Annotated in this window: 18 protein-coding genes and 1 pseudogene; 9 read left to right on the top strand and 10 right to left on the bottom strand. The window is 61.8% G+C overall.

Annotated features, from left to right (window positions below; translation table 11 throughout):
- Window positions 1–29: 29 nt before the first annotated feature.
- Entirely contained in the window at window positions 30–722 is a 693-nt protein-coding gene (locus tag AB4O23_RS06010; RefSeq protein WP_017530985.1) for an NBR1-Ig-like domain-containing protein, read from the bottom strand.
- Window positions 723–917: 195 nt separating this feature from the next.
- Between AB4O23_RS06010 and AB4O23_RS06005 the strand changes: the two genes are divergently transcribed.
- Both AB4O23_RS06005 and AB4O23_RS06000 read left to right on the top strand, forming a co-directional pair.
- On the top strand, window positions 918–1760 hold the full coding sequence (locus tag AB4O23_RS06005) for an isopenicillin N synthase family oxygenase (protein WP_460062589.1): 843 nt from the start codon (window positions 918–920) through the stop codon (window positions 1758–1760).
- 22 nt (window positions 1761–1782) lie between these two features.
- Window positions 1783–2412 carry a LysE/ArgO family amino acid transporter gene (locus tag AB4O23_RS06000; protein WP_068938099.1) on the top strand — a complete coding sequence of 210 codons (630 nt, stop codon included), beginning with the start codon at window positions 1783–1785 and terminating at the stop codon, window positions 2410–2412.
- 81 nt (window positions 2413–2493) lie between these two features.
- Here the strand turns inward: AB4O23_RS06000 and AB4O23_RS05995 are convergent.
- The 9 genes and pseudogenes from AB4O23_RS05995 to pilG form a co-directional block, all read right to left on the bottom strand.
- Window positions 2494–2759: pseudogene (locus AB4O23_RS05995) on the bottom strand (hypothetical protein); the annotation flags it as partial.
- 58 nt (window positions 2760–2817) lie between these two features.
- Window positions 2818–3237, bottom strand: a complete 420-nt coding sequence (locus AB4O23_RS05990; protein ID WP_065879320.1) for a hypothetical protein — start codon at window positions 3235–3237, stop codon at window positions 2818–2820.
- The gene (locus tag AB4O23_RS05985; protein ID WP_080598202.1) at window positions 3215–3553 is read right to left on the bottom strand and encodes a polymorphic toxin type 44 domain-containing protein; all 339 of its coding nucleotides are present in this window, start codon (window positions 3551–3553) and stop codon (window positions 3215–3217) included. Before AB4O23_RS05985 ends, AB4O23_RS05990 begins: the two co-directional genes overlap by 23 nt.
- Before the next feature lie 326 nt (window positions 3554–3879).
- A complete protein-coding gene (locus AB4O23_RS05980) occupies window positions 3880–4335 on the bottom strand; it encodes a chemotaxis protein CheW (RefSeq protein ID WP_068938098.1) in 456 nt (151 codons plus the stop codon).
- Window positions 4328–10144, bottom strand: coding sequence for an Hpt domain-containing protein (locus tag AB4O23_RS05975; protein WP_065879319.1), 5817 nt, complete (start codon window positions 10142–10144; stop codon window positions 4328–4330). The genes AB4O23_RS05980 and AB4O23_RS05975 overlap by 8 nt, the downstream gene beginning before the upstream one ends.
- 174 nt (window positions 10145–10318) lie before the next feature.
- Window positions 10319–12370: a methyl-accepting chemotaxis protein gene (locus tag AB4O23_RS05970; RefSeq protein WP_460150415.1), complete on the bottom strand. Its 2052-nt coding sequence runs from the start codon at window positions 12368–12370 to the stop codon at window positions 10319–10321.
- The gene (locus AB4O23_RS05965; RefSeq protein WP_017530978.1) at window positions 12367–12891 is read right to left on the bottom strand and encodes a chemotaxis protein CheW; all 525 of its coding nucleotides are present in this window, start codon (window positions 12889–12891) and stop codon (window positions 12367–12369) included. The genes AB4O23_RS05970 and AB4O23_RS05965 overlap by 4 nt, the downstream gene beginning before the upstream one ends.
- Window positions 12892–12903: 12 nt before the next feature.
- Window positions 12904–13269 (bottom strand): twitching motility response regulator PilH, encoded by a 366-nt coding sequence (pilH, locus tag AB4O23_RS05960; protein ID WP_014720320.1) that lies wholly within the window; start codon window positions 13267–13269, stop codon window positions 12904–12906.
- A gap of 46 nt (window positions 13270–13315) precedes the next feature.
- The gene (gene pilG / locus AB4O23_RS05955; protein ID WP_003176671.1) at window positions 13316–13723 is read right to left on the bottom strand and encodes a twitching motility response regulator PilG; all 408 of its coding nucleotides are present in this window, start codon (window positions 13721–13723) and stop codon (window positions 13316–13318) included.
- Between the two features lie 239 nt (window positions 13724–13962).
- Between pilG and gshB the strand changes: the two genes are divergently transcribed.
- The 7 genes from gshB to AB4O23_RS05920 all read left to right on the top strand — a co-directional run bounded on the left by gshB (window position 13963) and on the right by AB4O23_RS05920 (window position 19870).
- A complete protein-coding gene (gene gshB / locus AB4O23_RS05950; protein ID WP_065879318.1) occupies window positions 13963–14916 on the top strand; it encodes a glutathione synthase in 954 nt (317 codons plus the stop codon).
- A 77-nt stretch (window positions 14917–14993) separates the two neighbouring features.
- Window positions 14994–15899 carry an energy transducer TonB gene (locus AB4O23_RS05945; RefSeq protein ID WP_460070006.1) on the top strand — a complete coding sequence of 302 codons (906 nt, stop codon included), beginning with the start codon at window positions 14994–14996 and terminating at the stop codon, window positions 15897–15899.
- 77 nt (window positions 15900–15976) lie between these two features.
- Window positions 15977–16546 (top strand): YqgE/AlgH family protein, encoded by a 570-nt coding sequence (locus AB4O23_RS05940; RefSeq protein ID WP_017530975.1) that lies wholly within the window; start codon window positions 15977–15979, stop codon window positions 16544–16546.
- Entirely contained in the window at window positions 16546–16983 is a 438-nt protein-coding gene (ruvX, locus tag AB4O23_RS05935; RefSeq protein WP_017530974.1) for a Holliday junction resolvase RuvX, read from the top strand. The genes AB4O23_RS05940 and ruvX overlap by 1 nt, the downstream gene beginning before the upstream one ends.
- Before the next feature lie 83 nt (window positions 16984–17066).
- A complete protein-coding gene (gene pyrR / locus AB4O23_RS05930; protein ID WP_065879317.1) occupies window positions 17067–17573 on the top strand; it encodes a bifunctional pyr operon transcriptional regulator/uracil phosphoribosyltransferase PyrR in 507 nt (168 codons plus the stop codon).
- A gap of 24 nt (window positions 17574–17597) precedes the next feature.
- Window positions 17598–18602, top strand: a complete 1005-nt coding sequence (locus AB4O23_RS05925) for an aspartate carbamoyltransferase catalytic subunit (RefSeq protein WP_017530972.1) — start codon at window positions 17598–17600, stop codon at window positions 18600–18602.
- Entirely contained in the window at window positions 18599–19870 is a 1272-nt protein-coding gene (locus tag AB4O23_RS05920; protein WP_065879316.1) for a dihydroorotase, read from the top strand. Before AB4O23_RS05925 ends, AB4O23_RS05920 begins: the two co-directional genes overlap by 4 nt.
- Window positions 19871–19949 lie beyond the last annotated feature (79 nt).

The following is a 19949-nucleotide window of genomic DNA, read 5'->3' as shown; positions in this document are numbered from 1 at the left end:
GCGCTATGCACCAACACTGTCCGCAACGTTCAACGCGCCATAACGTTGACCAACACATGCAAAATGAACGCAGGCCCATAGCAAGGTTTTCCCTGCGCATCCTCAATTCTCCAGATTGAAGCCAACGTGCAGGTTTCCCTGGGGGCCGCAAACTCCACACTGATATGCACGGGCTGCCCCGGCAGCGTATCGGCAATGGGGAGTTCGCTGTGCAAGCTACGCAGGTGAGTGTCCAGCACGACCTCCAACTGACCTTGTGCATCAGCCCGGCGAGCAATCACATATTCCCCGTCCACACGCACCAGTCGTCGCCCGCGCCATGGGCGTGTGCCCAGGTTCTGAATCTCCCAGGTTTTCTGAAACACCTCCCCTGGCATTACGACAGTTTGATCAGGCATCGTGACATCGGCATTGAACACTGCGACGTCCTGCGGATCATGAACACCAATGGCTCGATTGGTCATAGCCATCGAGCAAGCATTTGCGGGCGCACCTGTCAGGTCAGCAAAGTAGCGAAACAGCAACAGAGGAGAAACTTGCAATGCCTTGGCCAGCTTGATCAGCGTGCGTACCGACGGGTCTTTGGACGCCCCATTCGCCAGACCGTACAGGTAGGTCCTGGAGATCCCCGCCTCCTTGGCCAACCTCGTCAGGGGCTTGCCCAACTCTCGGCCGCGCCGCGCAATCAGTGACTTGAGGGTATCTCGCGTTTTTATGTTCATGCGCAGTTTTCAGTTCCCACTCTTTGGGTGAACGTGATGTCTTTGTCCGCCAAAAAAGACAACCTGTCCGCCGCCACGTGTTTTGAGTCATGCACAATCGCCATCTGCTGGCGATGTTGTGAAGGACATGGATGGGTCCCTTTTAATCGGTCATATCCAGTGTCGTAGTTTCTCGCATGCTTGCGAACCTAGTGTTTGTTGCATTCCTTTACATCTACCTTGGATATAGCCACGACCCACATCAAAGCGTGCTGTGAATCCATTGTTCGAACAGGCTTCGGCAGCCTGCAAATATCAGAAGCCATGCTGCAGAATTACAAAAAAATCGTTGATGAATACTCCGCAATATCGACAGCCACCAAGACCTCGTTTTCCTTCGCAAAAGACACCGACGGATTTTTCCCCTTTGGCGCCGAGTACTCGAGCATTGAGGATCAGCCAGATCTGTGTGAGCGATTTTGTTACTGGCCTGCGCATTCATCAAAACGAAAGGCTTTTGAGTTCATACGAAGTGAGTTTTTTGCTGCCGTTGATGCTTTTGAACGTCAGATCAGCGAGCTAGCACAGGAACTGATGGACGGAGTTTGCGCGGAGTTCGGGGCCACTCCGTTGTCTTCCTTGCGTGCAGCGTCCTACCTGCAACTGTGTGTCTATGGAGCCAACACCGGATCCGATGAGCGCCGGTTTGCTCAGGACCCTCACGAAGATGGACATTTGCTGTCGTTTATCAAGCCGACTCGTGACGGCCTCGTTCTGGTTCGAGGCAGCTCACTGGAGCCAGTACGCCTCCTAGAGAACGAGATTGCAATCCTGGCCGGATCGTTACTGACCGAGCTCTCAGACTACGCGATTCCCGCTGCATACCACGCGGTTCTGACGCCTCGAACATCAACGGCACGCAGCTCTCTTATTTACTTCGTCAACCCTGATGCGGAGCAGGAACTGACAGGTTTTTTCCGCCATCAGCCGATCGACTTGAAAGCCACCGTCAATGCACGCCATACCGGTTTCGGCAATCACCCCCTTCAATTGACCTGATACCCAGGCGACCGAGCACTTAATGATTCCTGACCTCAACGCCCTTTATCTCGAAGGTCTGCTATTGGGCATCGGACTGTTCGCCGCGCCTGGACCAAAGGACACGCTGGTCATTCGCCAGGGTGTCAGTCGCGGTCCTATCTGGGGGGTGGTAGCCGTATGCGTGTTCGCCGATATCATTCTTATCGGTCTCGGGGTATTGGGGTTGGGATCGTTGCTCGACAGTCAGCCCGGTCTGGTGGCGCTTCTGCTGTTATCGGGAGCGGCCTATCTGTTGTGGTTCGGCTGGCAGAGGTTTTTGGCGTGTGCTCGTAACCGGTCGACGCCAGAGAGTCCGGGCGCACTCAACTCACAACGGGGACTGCTACGCACGACCGTAATACTTGGGTTTGCCAATCCGTATGCCTGGCTCGATACCGTCGTGCTGATTGGCTCTATTGGTGCCGCAAAGCCCGTCAGCCAACAAGCGTCGTTTGCCAGCGGAGCGATGACCGCGTCTCTGGTGTGGTTTGTGGTTTTGGCGTTGGGATGTCAACGGTTGACGGGGCTGTTTCGTTCGGCAAAGGTCTGGCGTCTATTGGATGCGGGTGTGGCAATTTTGATGGTCTACCTGGCAGGAATGTTGATTGCCGATTTTCTGGCGCTGCATTGAGCGAGCGGTTTTCGCGGATTGATTGAGCTCAAAAAAAGAACACCATTTCATGTGGTACTGGCGGTGTCTGAACGAACCGCGCTATCTCCACTCATGGCCAGTCAACAGATTCTTCACGTTATTCAGCAGCACCGTCGCACTATCAATCAACTGGTCTAGCAGGGCCAGGTTTCGACGCTCATGACACAGGGCCAACAACCTTACCGCCACCTTACTTACTTCGGTGGTGTGAACCAGACATTGAAAGACCAGATAGCGTTTCGCAAGGCGGTGAGTGCAAGAGCATGGGTGGCGTTGTAAGCCAGGTCGAAACGGCTGGCGAACGACAACTGGGCATTACCGGCGTCCACGTTCACGCACAGCCCAAAATCTTGCAGGAAAAATCCGAAGCCAGCAGGCGCAGGCCTACAACCTCATGTCTATGCTCACAGCCCCCAAGCCTTCAAGCGGGTAGCTGCGGTACTCATAAACCTCCCCACGGACAATGAGGCGGATGGCTCCATCCGCCTGGGTCACTTGAACATCAGGCTCCTTGGTTTTTAGAAATGGATGTGCCGAGACCAGTGCCGTCAGTATCTCTTGATCACTGCCCAGGTCCTTATGAACGTAGTACCTGTAGGAAAACCCCACTGTCGCCCCGCCCTGCCCGTCACGCGCGCCATAAATTGAGCCGCCGTTGCCCAAGGAGCGTTTCAAAACCACTTCGTCCAGCTTCGGCGTACCGGAGGACATGATCCAATTGGCTCCGATGTATATCAGGCAGGCCACCAGAAGGCAGTTACGCAGGACAGGTAAGAGGCTCTTAGTAGCCCTGAGAAACTGCATATCCAACCCCCCTCCCTATCCAATATTGATCGCGAGGATCATCGCCAAAAGGGTTATCGCCCCACCATGATCCAAACTCCGACTTGGTGGTTTTTGCGAATGTTTGAGCCACGCCTGCCGCCCACAACAGAACATGCTCGAGAATCCCCAGTACCGTACCTGTAGCACCGTAATTGAAGTTACCAAAAGCCTCGTATTGACGCCCTTGCTTCTTGTAGTTCCACGGCCCTGCAGCTCTGACCTGCGAATAAAACCAAGAATAGGCGAACGCCGAACCCGGCCTGAGATGGATGCGCTTGCACTTGGCAATCGCCATATTTCAAACATTGAAACACCGGGAGGCATTAACGGCACAGCCATTTGCGTGTCCTTACTGGCATAGGGAAGCGCCGAACCTAGCATCCCACTCAGGCCAGAAAACCGGCCCAATCCTGTTAAAGAAATTACTTACACAAATAACATTCAGTTCCGACATTTTTGGGCGGCAAGGGTCGCGACGGCCTGTCAAACACAGAGGATCAAATGTAAGACAGGGCTTGCCCCCGATTTCGGTGGTTCAGGTATAGAAGTATCAACTGACAGTCAGCCATCGGGGTAGCCCCCTCCCACATTTTGATATTCACTGGGATTGAGAATGAGGGGTCAGGCCAAGCCGGACTCGACCAATAGCGCTTCCAACCCCATAAGGTCCGGCACCTTCGCCACTTGTTCGCCCACCTGCACCGCCGCCAGTTCCAGTGGGCACAACGGCACGTCGACGTAGCTCAATTCGCTATCGAGCTTGTACGAGCGCGGAATCCCCTGGATCACCAGCGCAATGAACTTCAACGTCGGCCGCGCGCCCAAGGCGTTCAACACCACGATCCGCGAGCGTTCGCCGGTCACGCTGGCCTCACCGCATGCGGCTTCAAAGCTGATCAGCGGGATTTGTCGATCCCGCCAGGTGACTTGGCGCAGGTACCACGGCGGTGCGTCACTGGCCGGTTCGCCGCGTTGAAAGTCGATAAGCTCAGCCACGGCGACATTCGGCAGTATCAGGTGCCGGTCGGCCAGGGGCAGCAGCAGGCCGGTGAGTTGGCTGGTGCGGTGGTCAAGCATGTGACTTGCTCCAGTAGGCGATGCTTTCCAGCAGCACCGACTCTTGATACGGCTTGCCGAGGTAGTCGTTAACACCGATGGCCATGGCGCGGTCGCGGTGTTTCTGGCCGGTGCGCGAGGTGATCATGATGATCGGCAGGCGCATCAGGCGCGGGTCGTTGCGCACCTGGATCGCCACTTCGAAGCCGTCCATGCGCGGCATTTCGATGTCGAGCAGCATCAAGTCCGGGGTATGTTCTTCAAGCACGGCGAGGGCGTCGATGCCGTCCTTGGCGGTGAGCACGTTCATGCCGTTGCGCTCCAGCAGGCGGCTGGTGACTTTGCGCACGGTGACCGAGTCGTCCACCACCAGCACCAGCAGCGGGCGCTTTTTCAGCGGGTCGTTGAGGATCAGCGGCGCATCCACCGCCTGCGCCGGCAAGGCCGGTGGCCGCGCGCGAATATGCGCCAGCAAATCGATGATCAACACCACGCGGCCGTCGCCCAGGATGGTCGCCCCAGACAACCCCTGCACCCCGGAAAACTGCGGGCCCAGGCCCTTGACCACGATTTCGCGGGTACCGGCCATGGCATCCACATGCACCGCCACGTGCCGCTCATTGCACTGCACCAGCAACACCGGCACGGGCTGGTATTGCCCCAGCAATTTCGGGCGGCCGCCGGTGTGCAGCAGGTCGCCCAAGTAGAACAATTCGTAGCGCTGGCCGGCATATTCGTAGCACGGCGGGTCCTGCTGATAGTGCCCCGCCAATTCATGGGGCAGCACCCGCACCAGGCCTTCGATGGTGTTGAGCGGGATCGCGTATTGCTCGTCCGCGCATTGCACCATCAGCGCACGGTTGACCGACACGGTAAACGGCAGGCGAATGCGAAAGTGCACGCCGGCGCCCGGCGTCGAGTCGATCACCATCGAGCCACCGAGTTGGCGCACCTCTTCGTGCACTACGTCCATGCCCACGCCACGCCCGGAAATCTGGGTGATTTTTTCGGCGGTGGAAAACCCCGGCTGCAGGATGAACTGCAACACGTCGCGGTCGCTCATCTCTTGATGGGGCGCCAGCAGGCCGCGCTTGATCGCCTTGCGCCGCACCGCTTCCAGAGGCACGCCGGCACCGTCGTCGCGCATGTCGAACACGATATCGCCGCCTTCGTGGGTCAAGTCCAGGGTGATGCGACCCTTCTCTGGTTTACCCGCCGCCAACCGAACGTCGCGCGACTCCAGGCCATGGTCCACGGCATTGCGCAGCATGTGCTCCAGCGGCGCCGCCATGCGCTCCAGCACGTTACGGTCCATTTCACCCTCGGCATTGCCGACGATGAACTCCACGTCTTTGCCCAACTCGCCCGCCACCTGGCGCACGATGCGCTTGAGGCGTGGCAGCATGCGTTCGAACGGCACCATGCGCGTGCGCATCAAGCCTTCTTGCAGCTCGGTGTTGATACGCGCCTGTTGCTGCAACAGGTCGTGCGCGTCCTCGTTACGCCGGTCGAGAGTGTCCTTGAGGTCGAGCAGGTCAGAGGCCGATTCGGACAGCGCGCGGGACAGTTGCTGCAACTGGGAATGACGGTCCATTTCCAGCGGGTCGAATTCTTCATACAGGCGCTCGGCCTCGGCCTGCTGACGGCTGAGGATACGGCCCTGGGTTTCGGTATCGAGGCGGCGCAATTGGTCGCGCATGCGCTCGATGGTGGTCTCGACCTCATGCAGGGCGATGCGCGCATCGTTCACTTGCTGCTCGATACGCCCCCGGAAAATCGAGGTTTCGCCGGCCAGGTTGACCAAGTCGTCCAGCAGCTCGGCGGAGATTTTCACCATATCGGCAGCCGGATCAACCACCGCTTCGGCCTTGCCTGCGGGCAACGCTACCGGCACGGGCGGCTCATCACTGGGGTGCACCAGGCTTTTGATGCGTTCGATCAGCTTGTCCACCGAGCCCACCGGCAAGCCATCCGTCACGGCGTCGACCATTTGCGCCAGGCGGTCATGGCAGCCCTGCAGCAACGCAAACAAATCCGGGGACAGCGCAAGCGAGCCGGCGGACAGCCCTTCGTAGAGAAATTCCAGCTCATGGGCCAAGTCGCCAATCGGCCCGATCTCGACCATGCGCGCGCCCCCCTTGAGGGTGTGCAGGTCGCGCAGCAGGGTTTCGACTTCCTGGCGGCTGGCAGGCTCGGCCTGCCAGCGCAGCAGTGCGCTGCCTGAGCTATCGAGGATGTCGGCGGCTTCTTCGAGGAAGATCTCCAGCAATTCAGGGTCGGCGCCTGTTGCAGGCGGCGCCTCGGCCTGGGCCATGGGCGTGCTGCTCTGGCGTATCGCGCGCAGTTTGGCGACCAGTTCGGCGCTGTCGCTCAGGGGTTGCTGGCGGTGCAGTTCCTCCAATTGCAAGGCGAGGCGTTCATGGCTGGCCATCAGTACTTGCGACAGCTCGGTGGAGTAGCTGTAGCGACGGTCCACCAGGCCTTCGTAAAGGCATTCCAACTCATGGGCCAGATCGCCCACCGGGCCGATTTCAGCCATACGCGCACCGCCCTTGAGGGTGTGCAGGTCGCGCTGCAACGAGGACAACGGCGCAGCGTTTTCGGGTTCCAGCAACCAGCGTTTGAGGGCCTGCCCGGCGCTGTCGAGGATGTCCACCGCCTCTTCGAGGAAGATCTCGACGATCTCGTCGTCCAGCTTGGTTTGGTGATTCAACTGCGCGGTGGCGGCGCCCAGCTCGGCGATACTCAGCGCACGGCTGCCGTCGCTTTTGATCAACCCGGTGGCGGACGGGTCGAGGGCACCGTCCAGCAATTCGCGCAGGGCCTGCACACGAGCCGGCGCCGGGCTGATTTCCTGGCCGGCGGCCAGTTGGTCGAGCATGTTGATCAGCGCTTCATGGGCCTGTTCGGCCTCATGAAAAAACCGCTCGCCGACCGCCAGGCTGCTTTCTTCGACGGCGCCGTAGAGGTCGAGCAACGCTTCGCATAATTCATCGATAGGGTGCAGATCGGCGATGTGCGCGCCCTCCCCCAGCGTGGTCAATTCGTCCAGCAGCGCGGTGAGTTCCTGGCGCTGGCCGGGGTGTTGTTGCCAGCGGCGCAGCAGGCTTTCGGCGTCGAGCAGAATGTCCATGCCCTGGGCCAGGAAGTTGGCGATCAGTTGTGGGTCGCGCTTGATACGCAGGCCGGTGTTGGGGGCGTCGAGCAGCGCTGCCAGTTGATGGTCGAGCAAGGCTTGCGTGCGGTTGATCAGGTCTTGCGCGCCCTTGATCGGCACCAACGGGTCGCGGTCCAGCTGGCGCAGGCTGCGTTGGAACAGGCCTTCGGCTTCAAGCAGCAATTCCACTTCGTCCAGGTCCAGCGGCAGGCGATGGGCTTTGTATTCACGGGTCAGGTGATCCAGCGGGCGGACCAGTTCAGCGATCGGCAACACGCCGGCCATGTAGGCGCTGCCCTTGAGGGTATGCAGGGCACGCTGCAACTCATCGCTGACTTGCAGCGGCACGTGTTCGGCAGCCTGTTGCAGGAAGTGGTTGAGGCTGTCCAGGTGGCTCTGCGCTTCGTTGCGGAAGATCTCCAACAGCATCGGGTCGTGGGGTTCGGCGGTCGACTCGGCGGCACCGCTGGCCAAAGCGTGGGCGCGGGCGGCCAGGGCATCGACTTCGTTGCGCTGGTGTTGGTCGTCGCCGGCAAAGTCAGCGATCAGTTCCGGCAGCAGGGCCACCGCTTCGTCCAGTACCTGTTGTACCTGCGGGCCAAGGGCCACGCTGCGTTCCAGCACACGGTTGAGCAGGTTTTCGACGGCCCAGGCCAGCTCCGCCAGCACCAGGGCGCGCACCATGCGGCCGCTGCCTTTCAAGGTGTGGAAGGCACGGCGCATTTCGCCCTGGGCGGTTTTGTCGGCGCTGTTGGGCAGGTGGCGGTGCAGCACCTCAAGGACTTCGGCGGTTTCTTCGAGGAACACTTCACGCAGCTCATCGTCGACAGGCACTTCATCGGCCGGCGGCGGCAGCAGGCTACCGGGGCGCTGCAAGGCCGGCGGGTTGAGGCGCGACGTGGGGTTGGCCAGTGCATCGAACTGGGACTGGCTGGGCGTGATCTCGCTGGACAACGCGCCATCGGGCGCCACCAGTGCCTGGCGCCAGGGTTTCTCCGCCGGCAGGTAGCCCAGCGCCGCCAGGCTTTGGGTGGCCAGCTCCAGCACCCGCTCACCGGCGGCGTCGGGGTCTTGGAGCATACGTTCGAGGTAGTACTCCAGGCTGCTGATCACGTCAGCAAAATGCCCCAGTTGCGCCTCGGACGGCGGACGTTCGTTGATCATCAACTGTTCGCCGACGTAGTCGGTGCAGCCACGCATCAGGCTCGCCGCGCGCGGCAGCGGAATCATCGCCAGCGCACCGCGCACCTGGCTCAGCAGCTCCGGCAGGGACTCCAGGCGCTGGCGGTCCCAATCGGCCTCGATGCAGTCGATCACCAGTTCTTTGGCCTGCCTCAGGCATTGGCAGGACTCGCGGATCACCAACTGGTGAATCTGAGTCAGGTCGGTGGTGGGCAGGCGGCTTTCTTCGCGGCTTTCCGGCTCGACGGTGCCGGCCATTCCGGCCAGCGTGGCTTCCACGTAGAGCAGCGCGCCGGCCACGTCCATCAGTATCGCGTCGTTGGGCGCGCGCTGCCCCTGGGCCAGGCTCAGCACGACCGCCAACTGGTCGATAATCACTTTGCGTGGCTGGCCGAAGCCCAGCACGGCCAAGGTGTCGGCAATTTGCCGCAACGGCGCCAGCAGCGCATCGAGGTCGCCGGTGTGCTGGCGGTCACTGCGCACGAATAGGTCGAGGCGTTCCTTGACGCGCACCAGTTCCTCGCACAGCGCACCGAGCACCGAGCCCATGGCATTGCGGTCCGGCCCGGCCAGGCGGGCGCGCTCGGCGTCAACCACGGCACTGTCGGGTAATGCCTCATCGAGGCCGTAGCGTTCCTTGAGGCTTTGCATGCGCGGCGTCGGTCGGGTGACTTTGGCCACGTAGAACAACAGGCTTTTGAGCAGGTCATCCGGCGCTGGTTGGTTGATACCGCCAATGCCTTGAGCCAGCAAGCGCTTGAGTTGCTTGCCGCTGGCCTTGAGCAAACTGCGCAGCGCCGGGCTGTTGGCGACCACACCGGTGAGCATGCCCTCGACCAGCGCCGAGGTGACTTGCCACAAAGGCAACAACGGCGCGCCTTGGCACAGGGCTTCAAGACGCGCGAACACCCGCGCCATGTCTTCCAGGTTGCTTGGGCCGTGGTCTTCACGCAGCAACCCGGCGAGGGCTTGTTGCAACAACAGGTGCCATTGGCGCAGTTGTTCATGCAGGTTGGGCGCCGCGCGCTGGGCCAGGGTTTCGTCGGGCAATGGCGCAATCGACAGCAGTTGGGGGCTGAACAGGCTGGTTTCCGACAACAGGCTTTCACCGCGGGCGCTGCGCAGGTCGTTGAGCAGCGGCAGGACGACCAGCGGCAAGTCACGGCGGGCGCTGTGCACGCGGTCGAGGTACAGCGGCAGTTGACCCAGGGCCTGTTGCAGCAGGCGGATGCTCTCGTCGCGCTGGCCGACCTGCCCGGCTTTAAGCGCCAGGGCCAGCGCTTCGATTTCTTCGGCCAGCAGCGCCGCGCCATAGAACTCGACCATTTGCAGCGCGCCGTGCACTTGGTGGATACCGGCCAGGCACTGGCTGATCACGTCGTCGTCATGGGTTTCGACAAACGCGTCCAGCGCCGAACGGGCCTGTTTCAGGGTTTCGGCAATGTCGCCCTTGACCCATTCGAGGGCCACGTAGTCGTGCCGGTCAACCATAACTGCTCCGCTTGGAATTCGTGGGTTGCCTGGATCTCCAGGCTGGTGGAGAACCCGTGTGGGAGGGGGCTTGCTCCCGATGGCGGCGGGTCAGCTACAGAAATATCAACTGACAGTCAGCTATCGGGGGCAAGCCCCTCCCACATTGGGCTGTGGTGGTCTTTGGATCGCGTTTCAATCATCAGCCTGTTTGGGCGGTGGCAGGGTAAAACCCGACACCGACCGGCGCAACTGGCTGGCCATCTTCGCCAAATTGCCGATGCTTTCCGCCGTAGCGGTGGAACCGGACGACGTCTGGGTGGTGATCTGCTGGATCACGTTCATGGTCAGGGAGATCTGCCCCGCCGACGAGGTCTGTTGTTGCGCCGCGTTGGAAATACTCTGGATCAACGCCGCCAGGGTTTTCGACACGCCTTCGATCTCTTCCAGCGCCACGCCTGCGTCCTGGGCCAGCCGGGCGCCGCGTACCACTTCGGTGGTGGTCTGCTCCATGGAGATGACCGCTTCGTTGGTGTCGGCCTGGATCGCCCGCACCAGGGTCTCGATCTGCCGGGTGGCCGCCGACGAGCGTTCGGCCAGCCGTTGCACTTCATCGGCCACCACTGCGAAACCGCGCCCGGCATCGCCGGCCATGCTCGCCTGGATCGCCGCGTTGAGGGCGAGGATGTTGGTCTGTTCGGCAATGTCGTCGATCAGGCTGACGATGTCGCCGATCTCTTGGGACGATTCACCCAGGCGCTTGATGCGCTTGGCGGTGTCCTGGATCTGTTCGCGGATGTTGTCCATGCCGTGGATGGTGTTGTGCACCACCTCGTTGCCCTTGTTGGCGATTTCTACCGAGCGCTCCGCCACCGCCGACGACTCAGCGGCGTTGGCCGATACCTGGTCGATGGACTGGGCCATCTGGTTGATCGCCGTGGAGGCTTCGGCGATCTGCTGGGCTTGATGCTCCGAGGCCTGGGCCAGGTGCATGGCGGTGGCCTGGGTGTCCTGCACCGCGCCGGCCACCTGCCCGGCGGTGAGGTTGATCGTTGCGACCAGGTCACGCAGCTGGTCCACGGAGTAGTTGATCGAGTCGGCGATGGTACCGGTGAAATCTTCGGTCACCGAGGCGGTCACGGTGAGGTCGCCGTCGGCCAAGTCTTCGATTTCATCGAGCAGGCGCATGATCGCGTTCTGGTTGCGCTCGTTCTTCTCGGCGGTCTCGTGCAGTTGGCGGTTGGTCTCGCGCACCATCACCAGGCCGATCAGGATAATCGAGGTCAACGCCAGCAGGCCCAGCACATAGCCGCCGATGGTGTCGAAACTGCGCCCGCTGGCCAGGTTCTCGAAACCGGTGGCCAGGTGCGAGGCTTCATCGAGCAGGGTTTGCGACAGGTTGAAAATATTGCTCGCCGAGGCGCGCACCTGGAACAGCTGCGGCGAGGTTTCGAGGATTTCATCCACCGAGCCTGAGACGAACTCGAACAGCTCGGCGATTTCCGTCAGCCGCGCGCGGGCGTCGCGGTCTTCGACCTGGGTGATGCGCAGGCCCGGGTTACCGTTGAGCATGCCATTGAGCACCTGGCCGAAGCGCGCGGCATCACGGCCAAAGGCATCGGCGGCCTGCACGGCGGTTTCGTCACCGGCCAGCACCGTATTGACCGCGCCCAGAATACGCTCGGCCAACAGCGACTGGCGCTGGGCAACCGCCACCTGGCTGGCCGGTGCACCGCGTTGCAACAGGATGTCGACGACTTTTTCCGACTCCATCTGCAATTGCGGCACGGTTTCGGCCAGGGTCGCGGCCACTTGGTGCAGGGACAACACGGTCTGTTCGCTGGCGAGGATCGCGTCGGTGTTTTTCAGCAGTGCTTCCCAGTCGGTCTGCACCGCGCGCATTTCGGCGCGTACCGCACCGGGCGCGGCCGGCAGGCCGGTATCCGGGTCGCCTTTTTTCAGGTAGCCCCAACGCTGGGCGAAGTCGTTGCGCGCATCGCCCAGCAGTTTGAAGGCGGCAGCCTTGCCGGCGGCGGCCTCGGTGGCGTTTTTGGCAATACGTTGCGACAGCACACGCAGTTCACCGGCGTGGCCGATGTACTGTTTGTCGTAGGTGGACTGGGTGTTGAGGTACGCGAAGTTGGCAAACAACAGCATGATGAACACGATCAACGCGATAAACAGCACGATGATCTGTGAGCGGCTGCGCGAGCCGGTCTGGGGTTTGGGTGGGGTAACGGTGGTCATGCGGCGACATCCAAGAAACCCGGGGCCCGGGCCAGAGCGAAGGGGCTGAAGACCTGCCAGGACGGGTCGCCGTCAAACCGGCCCTGGATAAACGGCGCGCCGGGGCTGGCATTGGCCAGCAAGGCGTCTTGTGCGAAATGCTGCATCCCCACCACCTCGTCCACCAGCAGCCCGACAAACAGATCGTTGTATTCCACCACCAGCACCCGGCGTTGCTTGCGCACCTTGGACAGCGCAAGGCCAAGGAAACCGCCCAGGTCCATCACCGGCAGCAGGCGCCCGCGCAGGTTGGCCACCCCTTTGACCCAGGCCTTGACGCCCGGCATCAACGTGCAGCGCGGCTCGTGCAGCACCTCGGCGACTTCGCCCATCGGCGCCACATAACAATGCTCACCCAGGCGAAAGCCGATACCACTCCAGCGCTGCAGGCGGGCTTCCTGGGACGGCAGGTCGGCGGCCAACAGGCGGCAGCGGCGGTCGATGTCCAGCAACAGCTCGAAGGCGGTTTGCGACTCGGTCATGATGGCGTGCCGTCAGCCGGCCAGTACCTTGTTCAAGGTGGCGATCAGGGTTTCTTCGTCCACCGGCTTGGTCAGGTAGTCCTTGGCGCCCTGGCGCGCGCCCCAGATCTTGTCGGTTTCCTGGTCTTTGGTGGTGATGATGATGATGGGGATGCCGTTGGTTTCCGGCTCCTTGGACAATTGGCGGGTGGCCTGGAAGCCATTGAGGCCCGGCATCACGATGTCCATCAGGACCGCATCGGGTTTTTCCTGGCGGGCCAGGGCTACGCCATCGGCGCCGTTTTCGGCCTTGAGGACCTGGTGGCCGTGCTTTTCCAGCATGCCGGTCAGTTTGTACATTTCAGTCGGCGAATCGTCGACGATCAGAACACGTGCCATGGTTTTCCCCATTACATTGGTCGGCGCCGGCCCTTGTAAGGCGACGTCAGTGTGCTTGTTCAACTGCGGCGAACCCCGGCACGTAGGCCTTGATCGCGCTCAGCAGTTCTTCCTTGCTGAAAGGCTTGGTCAAAAACTGATCGACACCGACGATGCGCCCCTTGGCCTTGTCGAACAGGCCGTCCTTGGAGGACAGCATGATCACCGGGATCGACTTGAACGCCGGGTTGTTCTTCACCAAGGCGCAGGTCTGATAGCCATCCAGGCGCGGCATCATGATGTCGACAAAGATAATGTGCGGGTGATGATCAACAATCCGGGCCAGGGCATCGAAACCGTCGATGGCCGTGATGACATCGCAGCCCACGTTCTTCAACAGCGTCTCGGCGGTGCGGCGGATCGTTTTCGAATCGTCGATCACCATCACTCTCAAGGCGTTGGAATGCTGTTCCATATCTGCTCTACCATCGCCACAGCGAATCGGTTTTCGGTGCGTACTGCCTGATGTTGCACAGGATGAGCCCCGCAGGCCTTGGAATTCAAGGGCTGCTGCGCCGTGGCAGCCTTTTTAGCACAGTCTCGAAGAGCAATCTATCGAGGCACTCGCCCGGTGGTTTTTCCTTGACCCACAACAACTGCAGCGCCACTCTGACGCCACTTTTATGCGCCCTAATTTGCTAGAGGAAATCCCCCATGAGCGTTCGCGTCGGCATTGTCATGGACCCTATCGCCAGCATCTCCTATAAAAAGGACAGCTCGCTGGCCATGCTCCTGGCCGCCCAGGCCCGCGGCTGGACCCTGTTCTATATGGAACAGCGCGACTTGTACCAGGGCGACGGCGAGGCCCGCGCACGCATGCGCCCGTTGCAGGTGTTCGCCAACCCCGAGAAGTGGTTTGAGCTTTCAGACGAGATCGACAGCCCGTTGAGCGATCTGGACGTGATCCTGATGCGCAAGGACCCGCCGTTCGACATGGAATTTGTCTACTCCACCTACCTGCTGGAGCAGGCCGAGCGCGCCGGCGTGCTGATCGTCAACAAGCCGCAGAGCCTGCGCGACTGCAACGAAAAACTGTTCGCCACGTTGTTCCCGCAGTGCACGCCGCCGACCGTGGTCAGCCGCCGCGCCGATGTGCTGCGTGAATTTGCCGCCAAGCATGGCGATGTGATCCTCAAGCCGCTGGACGGCATGGGCGGCACCTCGATTTTCCGTCATCGCGCCGGCGACCCGAACCTGTCGGTGATCCTCGAAACCCTGACCGCCCTGGGCACCCAGCAGATCATGGGCCAGGCCTACCTGCCGGCAATCAAGGATGGCGACAAGCGCATCCTGATGATCGACGGCGAGCCGGTGGATTACTGCCTGGCGCGCATCCCGGCAGCGGGCGAGACCCGTGGCAACCTGGCGGCAGGCGGTCGTGGCGAAGCGCGGCCGTTGTCGGACAAGGACCGCTGGATCGCCAGCCAGGTTGGCCCGACGCTGCGGGAAAAGGGCTTGCTGTTTGTAGGCCTTGACGTAATTGGTGAGAACCTCACCGAAATCAACGTCACCAGCCCCACCTGTATCCGTGAGATCGACAATGCATTTGGCACGAACATCGGCGAAATGCTGATGGCCGCCATTGAGCGCAAGCTACAAGCCAAGTGACATAGAACAGCCGGACACGCACCAACATTGCGTTATCATGCGCGACCTGTGAAACGCGCGATGTTGGTTTTTTTGTCATGACACTCCCGTCCAATCTGCCTCCCGAACTCTCCCACAGCGGCGTGCGCCCGGCTGATCGGCTCGGTTTTACCCTGTTTCTGGCCGCGCTGATTCACCTGGCCGTGCTCCTCGGCGTGGGGTTCACCATGGTCGAGCCCAAGCAGATCACCAAGACCCTGGAAATCACCCTCGCCACGTTCAAAAGCGAAAAAAAGCCTGAGAAGGCAGACTTTCTCGCCCAGGACAACCAGCAGGGCAGCGGCACCCTGGACAAGAAAGCCATCCCCAAGACCACTGAAGTGGCGCCGTTCCAGGACAACAAGGTCAACAAAGTCACGCCACCTCCGGCGCCCAAGCCCGAAATCAAGCAGGCCACGCCCAAGCCAGCGGTGGCCACCGTCGCGCCCAAACCGCAAAAAGCGCCGGTCCAGCGCGAAAAAACCAAGACCGAGCCGCAGCCGGAACCGGTGAAGCCAGCGCCGACGTTTGACAGCTCGCAGCTGTCCGACCAGATCTCCAGCCTGGAAGCCGAACTGGCCAATGAACAGCAGCTGTACGCCAAGCGCCCACGCATCTACCGCCTGAACGCCGCCTCCACCATGCGCGATAAAGGCGCCTGGTATAAGGACGAGTGGCGCAAGAAGGTCGAGCGTATCGGCAACCTCAATTACCCGGACGAGGCCCGTCGCCAACAGATTTACGGCAACTTGCGGCTATTGGTGTCGATCAACCGCGATGGCTCGCTCTATGAGGTACAGGTGCTGGAATCCTCCGGCCAGCCGCTGTTGGACCAGGTCGCCCAGCGCATCGTGCGCCTGGCCGCGCCGTTCGCCCCGTTTACCGGGGACTTGAACGACGTGGACCGTCTGGAAATCATCCGCACCTGGAAATTCGCCAAGGGCGATCGGCTCTCCAGCAACTGACCGCTGCCTGTGTAGTGAGCGCACAACACAAGAACTCCAGCTTGTCAGTTCGCCCCTCCAACGCCACACTAGCGGACATGAAAAATGTCAGCCCGACTTACCTCAAGCACCAATTCCTGATTGCCATGCCCCACATGGCCGACCCGAACTTTGCGCAGACCTTGACCTATATCGTCGAGCACACGGCCAATGGTGCCATGGGGTTGGTGGTAAACCGCCCGCAGGAGCTGAGCCTGGCCGATATCCTCGAGCAGTTGCGCCCCGAGATAGAGCCGCCGGCCCGTTGCCAGCATGTGCCGATCTACATCGGCGGGCCGGTGCAGACTGATCGAGGTTTTGTGCTGCACCCCACCGGGCCCAAGTTCCAGGCCACGGTGGACCTGGACGGTGTGTCGCTGTCCACCTCCCAGGACGTGTTGTTTGCGATTGCCGATGGCGTGGGCCCCGAGCAAAGCGTCATCACCCTGGGTTACGCCGGCTGGGAAGCCGGGCAGTTGGAAACCGAACTGGCCAGTAATGCCTGGCTGACCTGCCCGTTCGACGCCGACATCCTGTTCAACACCGCCAGCGAACTGCGCCTTGAAGCGGCCGCCGCCAAGCTGCGAGTCAACCTTAGTTTGTTGACCAGCCAGGCAGGGCACGCCTGATGGCCTTGCGTCTGATCCTGGGTTTTGACTACGGCACCAAACAGATCGGCGTTGCGGTCGGCCAGGTCATCACCGGCCAGGCCCGCGAACTGTGCACCCTCAAGGCCCAGAACGGCATACCGGACTGGAATCAGGTCGAAGCGTTGATCAACGAATGGAAACCCGATGCGGTGGTGGTCGGCCTGCCTCTGAACATGGACGGCACCCCCAGCGACATGTGCCTGCGCGCCGAAAAGTTCGCCCGCCGCCTCAACGGCCGCTACAACATTCCCTTCTATACCCACGACGAACGCCTGACCACCTTCGAAGCCAAGGGTGAGCGACGTGACCGTGGCGGGCAAAAGGGCAGCTACCGCGACAACCCCGTGGACGCTATCGCGGCCGCGCTGCTGTTGCAAGGTTGGCTGGATGAAAACACGGCGTTATTTGAATCCTGACTGACGCGGCTTGCCGCGTCTTTTTACGTTTGAGCCCGGACCTTGCAGGCCACCCGCCGCGCAAGGCGTTTGAAGGAGCCACCATGAGCCTGCCGAATCCCACCGAACTGATCGCCCAGATGGCGACACGCCTCAAGGCGCACCTGGAACACCGCAGCATCAGCGAGCCGCGCTTTATCGGCATTCGCACCGGCGGTGTGTGGGTGGCGCAGGCGCTGCTGGAGGCACTGGACAGCGATTCGCCCCTGGGCACCCTGGACGTATCCTTCTACCGCGACGACTTCAGCCAGAACGGCCTGCACCCGCAGGTGCGCCCTTCCGCCCTGCCGTTCGAGATCGAAGGCCAGCATCTGGTGTTGATCGACGACGTGCTGATGAGCGGCCGCACCATCCGCGCCGCCATGAACGAGCTGTTCGACTACGGCCGCCCGGCCAGCATCACGCTGGTCTGCCTGCTGGACCTGGACGCCGGCGAACTGCCGATCAGCCCGGATGTGGTCGGCGCCACGCTGTCGCTTGCCGCCCGGCAACGGGTAAAATTGTCCGGTCCCACGCCGCTCGAACTCGAACTGCAAGACCTTGCCCTTTAAACCGCCTTGTAAAGAGTCCCCGCGATGACGCCTCTAGATGCCAAGCGCCCGCTGCAGCTCAATGCTCAGGGCCAGTTGCAACACTTCTTGTCCCTCGACGGTTTGCCCCGCGAACTGCTCACCGAAATCCTCGACACGGCCGACTCGTTTCTCGAAGTCGGTGGCCGGGCGGTGAAGAAAGTCCCACTGCTGCGCGGCAAAACCATCTGCAACGTGTTCTTCGAGAACTCCACGCGCACCCGTACCACCTTTGAACTGGCGGCCCAGCGGCTGTCGGCCGACGTGATCACGCTGAACGTGTCCACCTCGTCGGCGAGCAAGGGCGAGACACTGCTCGACACCCTGCGCAACCTGGAAGCCATGGCCGCCGACATGTTCGTGGTACGCCATGGCGACTCCGGCGCCGCGCATTTCATCGCCGAGCACGTGTGCCCGCAAGTGGCGATCATCAACGGCGGCGACGGCCGCCACGCCCACCCGACCCAGGGCATGCTCGACATGCTCACCATTCGTCGGCACAAGGGCAGCTTTGAAAACCTCTCGGTGGCCATCGTCGGCGACATCCTGCATTCGCGTGTCGCGCGCTCGAACATGCTGGCCCTGAAAACCCTGGGTTGCCCCGACATCCGCGTCATCGCGCCAAAGACCCTGCTGCCGATCGGTATCGAGCAATACGGCGTGAAGGTCTACACCGACATGGCCGAAGGCCTCAAGGGCGTGGACGTGGTGATCATGCTGCGCCTGCAACGCGAGCGCATGGCCGGTGGCCTGCTGCCGAGCGAAGGTGAATTCTATCGCCTGTTCGGCCTGACCACCGCACGCCTGGCCGGGGCCAAGCCGGATGCCATCGTGATGCACCCGGGCCCGATCAACCGAGGGGTGGAGATTGAGTCGGCAGTGGCCGACGGCAACCAGTCGGTGATCCTCAACCAGGTCACCTACGGCATCGCCGTGCGCATGGCAGTGTTGTCCATGGCCATGAGCGGGCAAACCGCGCAACGTCAATTCGAGCAGGAGAACGCCCAGTGAAGCTCAGCATTATTGGCGCTCGCGTTATCGACCCGGCCAGTGGCCTGGATCAAGTGACCGATCTTCATCTGGAAGCCGGCAAGATCATTGCCCTCGGTGCCGCCCCCAGCGGCTTCAGTGCCAGCCAGACCATCGACGCCAAAGGCCTGGTCGCCGCGCCTGGCCTGGTGGACCTGAACGTCGCCCTGCGCGAGCCCGGTTACAGCCGCAAAGGCAGCATCGCCAGCGAAACCCGCGCCGCCGCGGCCGGTGGCGTGACCAGCCTGTGCTGCCCGCCGCATACCAAGCCAATCCTGGACACCTCGGCGGTGACCGAGCTGATCCTCGACCGTGCCCGTGAAGCTGGCAATTGCAAAGTGTTCCCCATCGGCGCCCTGAGCAAAGGCCTGGAAGGCGAACAGCTTGCAGAGCTCATTGCGCTGCGCGACGCCGGTTGCGTGGCCTTCGGCAACGGTTTGGAGAGCTTTCGCAGCACCCGCACCCTGTGCCGCGCCCTGGAATATGCGGCCACCTTCGATCTAACGGTGATCTTCCACTCCCAGGACCGCGACCTGGCCGAAGGCGGCCTGGCCCATGAAGGCGCCGTGGCCAGCTTCCTCGGCCTGCCGGGCATTCCGGAAACCGCCGAAACCGTGGCCCTGGCCCGCGACCTGCTGCTGGTGGAACAAAGCGGCGTGCGTGCGCACTTCAGCCAACTGACCAGCGCCCGAGGCGTGGCCCTGATTGCCCAGGCCCAGGCCCGTGGCCTGCCGGTGACGGCGGATGTGGCGTTGTATCAGTTGATCCTGACGGATGAGGCGCTGATCGACTTCTCCAGCCTGTACCACGTGCAGCCGCCGCTGCGCACCCTGGCCGACCGCGACGGTTTGCGCGCGGCGGTGAAGTCGGGTGTGGTCTCGGCGATCTCCAGCCACCACCAACCCCACGAGCGCGACGCCAAGCTGGCGCCGTTTGGCGCGACAGAACCGGGTATCAGCAGCGTCGAGCTGTTGCTGCCGTTGGCGATGACGCTGGTGGAAGATGGCTTGCTGGACTTGCCGACATTGCTGGCGCGCCTGAGCGCCGGCCCGGCCGAAGCCTTGCGCCTGCCGGCGGGTAAGCTGGCGGTGGGTGCGGCGGCGGACCTGGTGCTGTTTGATCCGGCAAGCTCCACGATTGCCGGCGAACACTGGTTGTCCAAGGGCGAGAACTGCCCGTTCATCGGCCATGCATTGCCGGCGACGGTGCGTTACACGCTGGTAGACGGCCGCATCAGCTACCAGGCCTAAAATCAGTCTAGAGCGAGCACAGTAACCATGTGGGAGGGGGCCTGCTCCCGATAGCGGTGTATCAGTCACTTAATTGTTT

Source organism: Pseudomonas sp. H2_A10, assembly GCF_054680085.1.
The sequence above is the reverse complement of the archived record's forward strand: the minus strand, read 5'-3'. Positions and strand labels throughout refer to the sequence as shown.